We start from the raw sequence: 11,756 nt of genomic DNA on the forward strand, positions 1-11,756 counted from the left end.
GGGTTTATGTCGGGTTGAGGGGAAATACCTAATGTAATAATACTTGTAGCAAAACAATTTGTTCCGTTTGCTTCAGCCCTTACAAAAACAACTTCACCATCTGCACCATTATAAGGGTTAGTTCCTGCAATTGCAGCTGCGCCATTATCAGCATCTACTTGCAGATTATGGAATGTAACTGTATAATCTGCTTCAGCTAAAGGATTTAATATGTTAGCAATTTCTAAATCTAAATTAAAATCAGCAGTTGCAGTTTGACTGCACTCAGCTAAAACTAAATCATTAAGTGTAAATGTATCTGCAATAGCTATAATCACCTCATCTTCTGACGTACAAGGGTCTCCAAAAATGGCATCAACACCATCAGCAATCAGCGTGTATGTACCTGACTGAGTAGCTGTTAATGTAGAGCCTGTTTCTCCTGGTATTTCTACACCATCTAATTGCCATTCAAACGTGTTAAAAGTTCCACTAAAATCTGGATCAATTAAATAACTATCACCATTACATAATTCTTGATCATCCCCTAAATCTACTTGACAAATAATATCACAATTTGTAGTAGCAGTAGAACTAGGATTAAGTTCTAAATTAATAAACCCTGCATTCCCACTAAAATTAGTTACAAGTAAAACGAAAAATGAATTAGCAGGTGCATTAGGTATATCTATCTGCTCTGTTGCAGATCCTGAATAACTACAATCTACTTCAGTTGTCGCATTTAAATCATCTGCACCACATTCTGGTTGTGTAAAAGGTCCCCAAATAATAAAATCAACATCATTTCCTGCACCTGTTTGATCTGGACCTGTTGTTTGTGTTAATGTAAAACTTAAACTACCAGCAGTATCACCTGTCTGAAGAAAATACCATCTTGGGTTAGGTTCACTTCCTAAACAACCATAATCAATACCTGCTTCAGCATTTCCTGAACCTGTAGGTGAAGGTACATTACTAATGCCAGAGCAAATTGGCAAAGCACCAGCACATGAATCATTATCTAAAACATCTACTTGTATTGAACTATCAGTTGCTGAACAACCTAAAGGATTAGTATCTGTAACCGTAAGAGTAACTATATATGTACCTGGATTAGGGTAAGCATAATTAACCGACTCACCTATTAGTGTATCACCATTTCCAAAATCCCATGTATAAGTCGCACCTGTTCCATCAGTAGAAAACGTAGCACTACCATCAAATATAATTTGCTCACCTGGATCTACTTCAACAGTACCTGCAACTGCTGCTGGGTTTGTACTGTCAATAGATGCTATTATAGTCTGGCATGGCGTAAAGCATTGTATGTTTGCAGCCCAACCGTCAGCAGTTCCAGTACCATTAGAAATAAACTCTATAGTTAAACAACCTGATGCATTAGCTTCTGATGCACTAACAGTAAAAGCACCAACAGGACCTGCGAAAGAGCCTAATAATGGTGCAGTAATATCATCACCATCATAAATATTCATTGTGTCTACATTCAGACCTTGTTGTGTAAAAAATTCTGTGAATTCTAATGACACAAAATCACCTACTACATCAGAACATATCGTTGTAACTAAATTTTCATCAATACTATAAAAGCCAAATTCACCTCCTGAATCATAGAACACATCTGTACATTGACTAAATGTACCGTTCTGCATAGTGATATCTTGTGAGAATGAAATAGATGTAAAAATGAGGATAAATAGGAGTAAAATATTTTTCATTATACTGAATTTTCAGTTAAAATTAGTTTTGAGTTCTATATTGTGAAGTAACCTGAATAAAGTAATTTGTGCTATCTATGCGATAAACATAAGTTCCGTTAGCGAAGAAATCTAATTTGTACTTCAATGGATTAAAATTTGAAATATCAAATTTCGAGTCTCTTTTTAGGTTTTTATTGTGGTCGTCAAACAACGGTATTTCAGATAACATTTTTGTTTGCTTCTGCGCTTTAGCATTTACTTCTTCATAAATAAGAATTCTATTTCTAAGTAAGTGCTTTATATCTTTTAAAAATGTTTCATTATTAAAAACCAGTTCCTTTGATTTTGATTGAAAGACTTCTTTAATCATTGCGGTCTCTTTCTTATTTAAAGGTGCTTCAACATTAGTTGGATAATCTATTTGAATTTTTGAATTTTCTTGACCAAATGTCAAAATGCTTACTATTAAAAAAGGTACTAGAACTGATAATTTAAGATTCATTTTTTGTGGTTTTATTCAATCTCGAAAATTAAGAAAATTTTAGGAATATGAATGTTACTTAGTCAACGATATTTAGTAGTTCAACGGTTTTAAATATATAACAGTTATAATAATAAATCTCCTACCTTAAGGATACTGTATTTATTGTTTATCTTTGCCATCTGTTTTTATTAAACGAATAATTCTTTTGGAAATGAAAATCGATAGTGGTTTTAATGATAGTGATGCCTTAGGAGATGACCATGTTGGATCTTCTTCTAAAACACCTTTAAGAGCTGATGCTTTTAAGCTATCTGATAGTGAAAAAATTGATAGTATTAAAGGTGATGTAACACGTATTTTAGAAACATTAGGGCTGGACCTTAATGATGATAGCCTAAGTGGTACACCAAAGCGTGTTGCTAAAATGTTTGTTAACGAAATTTTTGGAGGGTTAAACCCGGATAAGAAGCCAAGTGCATCAACATTTGATAATAAGTATAAATATGGGGAAATGCTTGTAGAAAAAAACATTACAGTTTATTCTACATGTGAGCATCATTTATTACCAATAGTAGGCCGAGCGCATATTGCTTATATTTCTAATGGCACTGTTGTTGGCTTATCTAAAATGAATAGAATTGTTGATTATTTTGCAAAACGACCTCAAGTACAAGAGCGCTTAACAATTCAAATAGTTAAAGAGCTTCAAGATGTATTAAATACAGAAGATGTTGCTTGTGTTATGGACGCTAAACATTTATGTGTAAATTCTAGAGGAATTAGAGATATAGAAAGTAGCACTGTAACGTCTGAGTTTGGTGGAAAATTTAAAGAAACAGAAACACGTAGAGAATTTTTAGACTACATACAATTGGACACTCAGTTTTAACTTGTTTTCTCGAAACTAGTTGTTTAGCTTTGTTTACAAATTTTTCAAATTCGCATCATGCCGTTATACGACAATCATACTATAAAAATATACAACACACTTTCTGGTGAAAAGGAAGTTTTCGAACCTATTACAAATGGACATATAGGTATGTATGTTTGTGGACCAACGGTTTATAGTAATGTTCATTTAGGTAACGTTAGAACATTCATGTCTTTTGATATGATTTTCCGTTACTTTAAGCATTTAGGTTATAAGATTCGTTATGTGCGTAATATTACGGATGCTGGTCATTTAGAAAATGATGATGATGTTGGTGAAGATAAAATCACTAAAAAAGCGAGATTAGAAGCCATAGAACCTATGGAAATTGTTCAGCGTTATACGGTTGATTTTCATAATGTACTAAACACTTTTAATTTCCTACCGCCAAGCATAGAGCCAACGGCAACTGGACATATTATTGAGCAAATTGAACTAATTCAGAATATTATAGATAATGGCTTTGCTTATAACGTCAATGGCTCTGTATATTTTGATGTTCATAAGTATAATGAATCTAACGATTACGGTATTTTAAGTAAACGAAAATTAGAAGACCTTATACATAATACACGGGCATTAGATGGACAAAGTGATAAAAAAAACCCTCAGGATTTTGCACTTTGGAAAAAAGCAGAACCTACACATATTATGCGTTGGCCATCTCCTTGGAGCGATGGTTTTCCTGGCTGGCACTTAGAATGTACAGCGATGAGTACTAAGTATCTTGGTGACTATTTTGATATACATGGTGGAGGAATGGATTTAAAATTTCCTCATCACGAATGTGAGATTGCTCAAAACCAAGCAGCAAAAGGCCAAGACCCTGTTAAATATTGGATGCATGCCAACATGCTAGAACTTAATGGAGCTCGTATGAGTAAATCTTCTGGCAATTATATAAATCCGGCTGAATTATTATCTGGTGATAATGACATTATGTCTAAAGCTTATAACCCAAGTGTTATTAGGTTTTTTATGATGCAAGCTTCTTACAAGAGTGTGTTAGATTTGACTGATGATGGTTTAAAAGCCGCTGAAAAAGGGTTTAACAGATTAATGGATGCCATTGGTTTAATAGATAAACTAAAGCCGAGTGCTGCGACATCGTCATTTCATGTTTCTGATTGGAAACAGAAATGTTATGATGCTATGAACGATGATTTTAATACTCCTATTTTAATCGCTGTACTTTTTGATGCTGCAAAGTTTATAAATCAGATAAAAGACGGAAGTGCTACACTATCGCAACACGACTTAGAGCTATTAAAAGAAACTATTGAAGCATTTACTTTTGATGTATTAGGTTTAGTTGATACTGCAAAAGAAAACACTGGCATAGATAAATTATCTGGAGCTGTAGACATTCTAATTAATTTAAGAAAAGAAGCACGACTTAATAAAGATTTTGCTTTATCTGATAAGATTAGAGATGAATTAATAGCCGCTGGGATTCAATTACAAGACGGTAAAGATGGCACTACTTTTACGACTAACTAATCGTGAAAAAAATATTAACATATCCATTTTTACTTCTAATTAAAATTTATCAAACTTTTATATCACCTATAACTCCAGCAACTTGTAGGTATCAGCCAACGTGCTCTCATTATGCTAAAGAAGCTTTAGAGGTTCATGGTTTTTTTAAAGGAGGTTGGTTCGCTATAAAACGGATTTTTAGTTGTCATCCTTGGGGAGGTAAAGGTTTTGATGCTGTCCCAAAAAAGGATGACAACTAAAAATTTGCCTTTACGCGCAAGTTCTCCCATTCACTAAAAATGTACTCCATACATTTTATTAACGCTCTGTCTTCTTGTGCGAGATAAAGGTTTTGATCCTGTTTCCTTCAAAAGAAAATTAATAATACGTTAATCTCATTTTCAAAACCTCTCAAAATATTATATTTACACCATAAATAGAATATCTATGTATTTATTACAAATTGATTGGGATCCTATAAAGTATATTGACTTAGGATTTTTTAAACTTCATTTTTACAGTATGATGTGGATTGTTGCCTTTATTTCAGGTTTCTACATTACTAAGCGTATTTACAAAAATGAAGGTGAGTCTGAAGAATCCTTAGATTCTTTATTCATTTACTCTGTCCTTGGTATTATGCTAGGTGCTAGATTAGGGCATGTCATATTTTATCAACCCGAATTAATTACAGAAGACTTCTTTAGCATCTTTTTACCTTTCAAATTTAAAGGTGGTTTTGAGTTTACAGGTTTCAGAGGTTTAGCTAGTCATGGTGCTGCAATAGCAATGATTATCTCAATGTATATTTATAATAAAAAAGTATTACATAGAACTGTGCTTTGGATTTTAGATCGAGTCGTAATACCAGTTGCTCTGGGTGCGGTATTTGTAAGAATCGGAAATTTTCTTAATTCTGAAATGATTGGAGAATATACCAATAGCAAATTTGGTGTTATTTTTAGACAACTAGGTGATACACAGCCTAGACACCCAGGTCAACTTTATGAAGCATTTGGCTATATTTTTGTATTCTTAATTTTATTCTATTGCTATTGGAGAACTAAAAAGTCTGAGCAACAAGGTTTCTTATTTGGCATGTTCTTAGTTTTACTGTGGACCGTTAGATTCTTTGTGGAATATATAAAAGTAGTACAAAATCCAGAACGTGCGGATTGGCTCTTAAATACAGGCCAACTATTAAGTATACCGTTTATATTAATAGGACTTTACTTTATGTTTCTTTATAAACCAAAAACAAAATCGGTTTAATGCAATTAAAAGCTTTATTAAAATATGCCTTAGTTACCACAGTCCTTTTATCAGTTATTAGCTGTAAAGAAGACAAACCCTTAAAGTCTGAAGATAAAATTGTTCTTAGTTTTAAAAAAGAAGGTGTTTTAACTATAAATAAAGCAGTAACAGATTCTATTGTTAAAACATTAGATATAGAGATTGCAGATAACGAATACGAAACTCAAACCGGATTAATGTATAGAACTAAACTTGAAGCAAATCGAGGGATGTTATTTATATTTCCTGATGTACAAATGCGAAGTTTCTATATGAAGAATACTAAGATTCCTTTAGACATCATTTATATAGATAAAAATAAGACTATTATTAGCTTTCAAAAAAACGCTCAACCTTTTGATGAAACAGCGCTCCCATCTGATGCACCAGCAAAGTATGTGTTAGAAATAAATGGAGGATTTTCTGATGAGTGGCAACTTGAAATTGGTGATCATATTGATTTTGATGTTTTGAAGTAGACAACTAAACTTAGTTATTGTCAAAACATGTGCGTTTACAAATTATTATTGTCTTTTTATGTGACTCTAAAAGTTTTGAATATGGAAATGTCAAACTATTGTAAAAGTTTGAACTTACTGAAATATCTAGCCTAGAAAACAATCCAATAAAATTTAATAATGATACGCTAAGAATTTTAGGAAACTTACATATTGGTTTAGAAAATAAGGGACTTATAAATGGTTCAAATAAAATTTGGATTAATTCATTTAAACCAGCCACAAAAACTGATAGTGTTTGGAAAAATATGAATGGTCGTAAAGTCTAAATAATCAGACTTTACAGAGCAGGCAAAACTGGTCATCTTGGACTTTAAGATGGTGGATTTGAGAATGTATATCTAATAAGAACAGATTAAAAATTGATTCAAAACAAAAAATGCCTTTCTTAAAAGAAAGGCATTTTAGATTCTGAAATAAAAATTCAGAATAATAATTATATTAAAGACTTAAGCTTCCTCTTCGTCTTCTTTTACTTTTTTCTTTAATGATTCTGCTGCATCACCTTTTTTAGCCGTATCATACATTACTGGTGTTGCAATAAACAACGATGAGTATGTACCTACTAATACACCTACGATTAAAGCAAATAGTAAACCTCTAAGTGAGTCTGCACCAAAAGTAAACATAGCCAATAACACCACTAAAGTAGTTACCGACGTATTTAATGTTCTACTTAACGTACTATTTAAAGATTGGTTAATCGTCTTATCAAATTCCCAACTTGTGTGTTCGTTTAAGAATTCTCTAATTCTGTCAAATACAACAACCGTATCATTTAAGGAATATCCAATTACCGTTAAGATTGCTGCGATAAATGCTTGGTCAATCTCCATACTAAATGGCATATACTTCCATGTTATTGAGAAGATCCCTAATACAATTAATACATCATGGAATACTGCTGCTACAGCACCAAGTGAAAATTGCCATTTCTTAAATCTAATTAAGATATATAAAAATACAACTACTAAAGATCCTAAAACAGCCCATATAGAAGACTTCTTAATATCATCTGCAATTGTAGGACTTACTTTACTAGAAGACATCTTACCAATTTTAGCATTACCAGATCCTTCTAAAAAATCCGCATATGTCATTCCAGCAGGAAGATACTTCTGTAATGCTTCAAACAACTTAGACTGCACCTCTTCATCAGCTTCAGTTGAATTTTCTTCAACCATATATTTCGTAGAAATCTTTAACTGATTTGGTGCACCGATAGTTTTAACTTCAGCACTATTAAAGACCGCATTAAGATCACCTTTAACTTCTTCAATACTTACTTCTTGCTCAAAACGAACTTGATACGTTCTACCTCCAACAAAGTCGATACCTTCATCTAAACCTGTTGTAAATAAAGATCCTAAACTCGCTAAAATTAATACTCCAGAAATCACATAAGCAACCTTACGCTTCTTCAGGAAGTTAATATTTACATTTTTAAATAACCCTTTAGTCATACTCGTAGAGAAATCTAATTTCCCACCTCTGTTAGAATACCAATCAATTAATAAACGTGTAATGAATATCGCCGTAAATAGTGATGTTAAAATACCTATGATTAACGTTGTCGCAAATCCTTTAATTGGACCTGTACCAAATAAGAATAAAATTAATGCAGTTAAACCGGTTGTAATATTTGCATCTAAGATTGAAGATAATGCATTAGAGAAACCATCTTTAATAGAGTCTTTTTGCGATTTACCCTTAGCTAATTCTTCTCGTATACGTTCAAAAATAAGTACGTTTGCATCAACCGAAATACCAATGGTTAATACGATACCAGCAATACCAGGTAATGTTAATACAGCACCTAAACTCGCTAATACTCCAAATATTAATAGGATATTTAATAGTAGAGCGATATCTGCAAAAATTCCAGATTTACCATAGTAAAATATCATCCATAATAAAACAAACGTTAAGGCTATTAAGAATGATTTCATTCCACTATCAATAGCTTCTTGTCCTAATGAAGGACCAACTTCATCTGCTTGTACAATCTCAGCAGAAGCAGGTAATTTACCAGCTCTTAAAACGTTAGCTAAATCGACAGCTTCTGCTAAAGAAAACGAACCTGAAATTTGAGAATTACCACCAGAAATTCCACCAGCTTGTGTAACACCAGGCGCAGAATACACAAGATTATCTAATACAATAGCAATATTTCCATTTGTAGCATTAGCAACTTTGGTCATTTCTTCCCAAATCTTAGCTCCTTTAGCATTCATTTGCATGCTTACTGCAGGTCTACTTATTTGGTCATATTCTTGTCTTGCATCTGTAATTACAGAACCACTTAATTCTGGTTGTCCTTCTCTATTTGTTTTTATGGCATAAAGCTCTACAAACTCAGAGTCTTTTTCTTGAATACCCCAAACAAATCTTAAGTAACGCATTTCTGCTGGTAATGAAGCTCTGTTCTTTGGCGTGTTTATTTCAGCCATTACTTTTTCCTTATCCTTTACTAAGAAAATACCAACTACTGGTCCTCCATTACCAAATCCTTGAATACCTAATGGATTCTGCTCAGCAACATTTGTAGAATCAGATTCTATCTGACCTGTTAACTCATCAATAGAATTTGTTTCACTTTGTTCTTCTGAAACAACATCATCAACTTCGTCTCCTTCTTCGGGAGTTTCTTTTGCTTGCGCAGCTTCAATTAAAGATTGATTAATTTGTAATATATAAGGTGCTACTTCTTCTGTTTTGTAGGTTTCCCAAAACTCTAACTGTGCTGTTGTGGTTACTAAGTCTTTTACACGCTCAATATCTTTAGCGCCTGGTAATTCTAATAAGATACGTCCAGAGTTTCCTAAACGTTGAATGTTTGGTGATGTTACACCAAATTTATCAATACGCTTACGTAATACTTCGAATGCAGAAACGATTGACTCGTCTACTTTAGTTTCAATAATACCCTTAACGGCATCATCTGACATATCCATGTCTATTGTGCCAATCATTTCGCGATTAGCAAAAATATCTGGGGATGCTAATCTTGTATCACCTTTAATAGCATCAAAAGCTCTGAAAAAAGATTCTAAGTAAGATTCTTGCGCATCTTTCTGAAGCTCTTCAGCATCATTTAAAGCTTTATTAAAGATTGGGTCTTTACTATAACTTGATAATCCTTTTAATATGTCTTTTACTGAAATTTGTAGTGTTACATTAATACCACCTTTTAAATCAAGCCCAAGATTCATTGCATTTTCTTCAACCTCAGCATAAGTATAATCTGATACGCCTAAATTGTATACACTAATTGGCTCAAAATTATCACCAACTTTAATTTTAGATGTTTTTAAAGAATCTAAATAATTGATCTCCGCTATACCTCTTTTCTCTTGATAGTCTGCTTCTGTGTCAGGGTATTGGCTTACAGCATAAGCTTCTGCTTCACTTTCTATTTGATTTGCTTTAAAAGTAAATGATAATTGATAAATACTTACCAATCCAAATAGAATTGCAAAAAGCTTAATTATTCCTTTGTTTTGCATTTTTAATGTTATTTAGTGTCCAATTTTATGGGCGCAAATATAAAGTTTACGCTATAAAATGACAATTATTTTTAATGATATAAATGATTTTTTTTAACTTTTTGATTGAATGACAAAAGCTATTTTTGATGAAGTGGAAATTATTTCAGATTACACAATCCCATTAAAAGCTGGTCCTGCTCTGACTTCTGGGATTTTGTAAGATATCTTTGCTAGTGCTATTGCAACAGTGCTATTCTCTTTAATCGCAACGTTTACTATGGTATTGCGATGTTCAGTATTTAGTTGATATCCAGATGTGTTAACCTTTGGGTTGTCATTGCGATCACTCTTTTGGTTAAGCTCTACGATTTGAATCCCTTCAAAACCCCAGTTAATATGACTATTATTATTATTATGAATTTCGGATATATCTAACTCATAGTTTTTTACGTTTCTATTATCTGGTAAATCTTTAGATGTACTAGAGCTAGATTGGTGTGCGAACTTGAAACTGTCTTCTTTTGAAAGTATGGTTTGAATGCGCTCTACATCAGCCCTACTATAGTAAGTAATTTTAAGTTTTCCGCTTTCGTGTTGCCCAATTTGAATATTTGTAACACCAATACTCTGCAATTGCTTTTTAACAATCTCAATAGTATTTTCTGCATCTTCTGAAGAAATATTAGCATCAGAGAACTGTATAACAATTTGCTGATTGGGCACAGTCGTTTGCTCTAAGCACGTTCCTAAAAACACTAAGAGGACAACTAAAACCCCAAATTGCAGCTTAATTTTCATGCGCCAAATATAGAAAAAAAATAAAGGTTTATCTATACCTCTATGTATTGTATCGCTTAAAACTAAATTTTATAAAAAACTGTTTTTAGCAAGTTTGAGCTCTTTAGATGCTTTAGCAGGCTTTTTACCATAGCCAATTAGCATAAATGAATAATTAGGAAGAAGCTTATTAAGACCTATAGCTGCTAGCATACTTAAAGCAACTGAAAGAATAATTATGATTAAATAAGCCAGCAATGAATAACTTTCGAAACTTAAACTGAAATAGATTTTCAGGGTTAATAATAATTTTAAAACATAGACGTGCAAAAAATAAATGGCAAAACTTGTATTAGCCAAACTATTGATAAAACTGCTTCTAACGTGTTCAAATCGATGTAACCATGTCATAAAAAATAAACACACAAAAACCATTTTAAAGACTAAGGTGTCTATGCCACTATAGGTCAAAAACTCATTCTTATAAAGACCAACATCCCCTCTATTCGTTTGAAAAAGAACAAATAACATCACAATTATAAACAAGTAAATATCTTTACCTCTTAATAATTTATAAATCTTGTCTTTATGAATGGCACACATCATACCCATTAAATATAGCGGTGTAAAATATATCACTGATTGTATAGCCTGAAATATAAATGTGCGCGTATAAGGTCGCTGCACAAAAGATGCAACAATTAAAAGAACACTAAATATTATAAGTTGCTGTTTAAAGTTTAACTTAATAAACTTGACATGTAACGGTGACATTACAGCCATAATCATCACAAAAGGAATATACCAATAAGCCGTAATATGTGCGCCAGAAATTAAATATTTAAATATTGAAATTAAGTACAATGACAAGCCATTAAAAATATTCGCTTCTACCAAATTAGAATTACCCCAATACATAGGAGTCGTAATTAAGCAAATAAGTATTGGTAATATAGATAAAAACAAGTAGGGCTTTAAAAACCGATCAACCCTTGCTTTAAAGAAACTAGCGTAATTATATCTTTTGTACAACACTAAGTAAAACAAAAAACCTGAAATAAATGAAAAGTTTAAGGTTGATCCACTTAA

At 32.4% G+C, this 11,756-nt stretch carries 10 protein-coding genes; 5 read left to right on the top strand and 5 right to left on the bottom strand.

Annotation, left to right across the window (positions count from 1 at the left end):
• Positions 1 to 1,715, bottom strand: a 1,715-nt coding sequence (locus B2U95_RS13950; protein WP_296317209.1) for a PKD domain-containing protein, incomplete at its 3' end; no start/stop codon positions are given.
• Between the two features lie 22 nt (positions 1,716 to 1,737).
• Positions 1,738 to 2,199, bottom strand: coding sequence for a hypothetical protein (locus B2U95_RS13955; RefSeq protein ID WP_296317210.1), 462 nt, complete (start codon positions 2,197 to 2,199; stop codon positions 1,738 to 1,740).
• A 193-nt stretch (positions 2,200 to 2,392) separates the two neighbouring features.
• Here B2U95_RS13955 and folE point away from each other — a divergent pair, with 193 nt between their 5' ends.
• From folE to B2U95_RS13980, 5 genes are all read left to right on the top strand, one after another.
• Entirely contained in the window at positions 2,393 to 3,070 is a 678-nt protein-coding gene (folE, locus tag B2U95_RS13960; RefSeq protein WP_296317211.1) for a GTP cyclohydrolase I FolE, read from the top strand.
• 57 nt (positions 3,071 to 3,127) lie between these two features.
• Positions 3,128 to 4,612, top strand: a complete 1,485-nt coding sequence (cysS, locus tag B2U95_RS13965; protein WP_296317212.1) for a cysteine--tRNA ligase — start codon at positions 3,128 to 3,130, stop codon at positions 4,610 to 4,612.
• A 2-nt stretch (positions 4,613 to 4,614) separates the two neighbouring features.
• Entirely contained in the window at positions 4,615 to 4,851 is a 237-nt protein-coding gene (gene yidD / locus B2U95_RS13970) for a membrane protein insertion efficiency factor YidD (protein WP_296317215.1), read from the top strand.
• 187 nt (positions 4,852 to 5,038) lie between these two features.
• Complete coding sequence (gene lgt, locus B2U95_RS13975) at positions 5,039 to 5,863, top strand: prolipoprotein diacylglyceryl transferase (RefSeq protein WP_296317217.1); 825 nt, start codon at positions 5,039 to 5,041, stop codon at positions 5,861 to 5,863.
• Positions 5,863 to 6,363 carry a DUF192 domain-containing protein gene (locus B2U95_RS13980; RefSeq protein WP_296317219.1) on the top strand — a complete coding sequence of 167 codons (501 nt, stop codon included), beginning with the start codon at positions 5,863 to 5,865 and terminating at the stop codon, positions 6,361 to 6,363. The genes lgt and B2U95_RS13980 overlap by 1 nt, the downstream gene beginning before the upstream one ends.
• Before the next feature lie 488 nt (positions 6,364 to 6,851).
• On the opposite strand, the gene secDF is transcribed toward B2U95_RS13980, so the two are convergent.
• The 3 genes from secDF to B2U95_RS13995 form a co-directional block, all read right to left on the bottom strand.
• Positions 6,852 to 9,908, bottom strand: coding sequence for a protein translocase subunit SecDF (secDF, locus tag B2U95_RS13985; protein ID WP_296317221.1), 3,057 nt, complete (start codon positions 9,906 to 9,908; stop codon positions 6,852 to 6,854).
• A gap of 150 nt (positions 9,909 to 10,058) precedes the next feature.
• Positions 10,059 to 10,688, bottom strand: a complete 630-nt coding sequence (locus tag B2U95_RS13990) for a hypothetical protein (RefSeq protein ID WP_296317223.1) — start codon at positions 10,686 to 10,688, stop codon at positions 10,059 to 10,061.
• 69 nt (positions 10,689 to 10,757) lie between these two features.
• The coding region (locus B2U95_RS13995; RefSeq protein WP_296317225.1) for an acyltransferase family protein at positions 10,758 to 11,756 on the bottom strand (999 nt) is incomplete at its 5' end.

The sequence above is a fragment of the Winogradskyella sp. UBA3174 genome (genome assembly GCF_002364335.1).
Taxonomy (GTDB): domain Bacteria; phylum Bacteroidota; class Bacteroidia; order Flavobacteriales; family Flavobacteriaceae; genus Winogradskyella.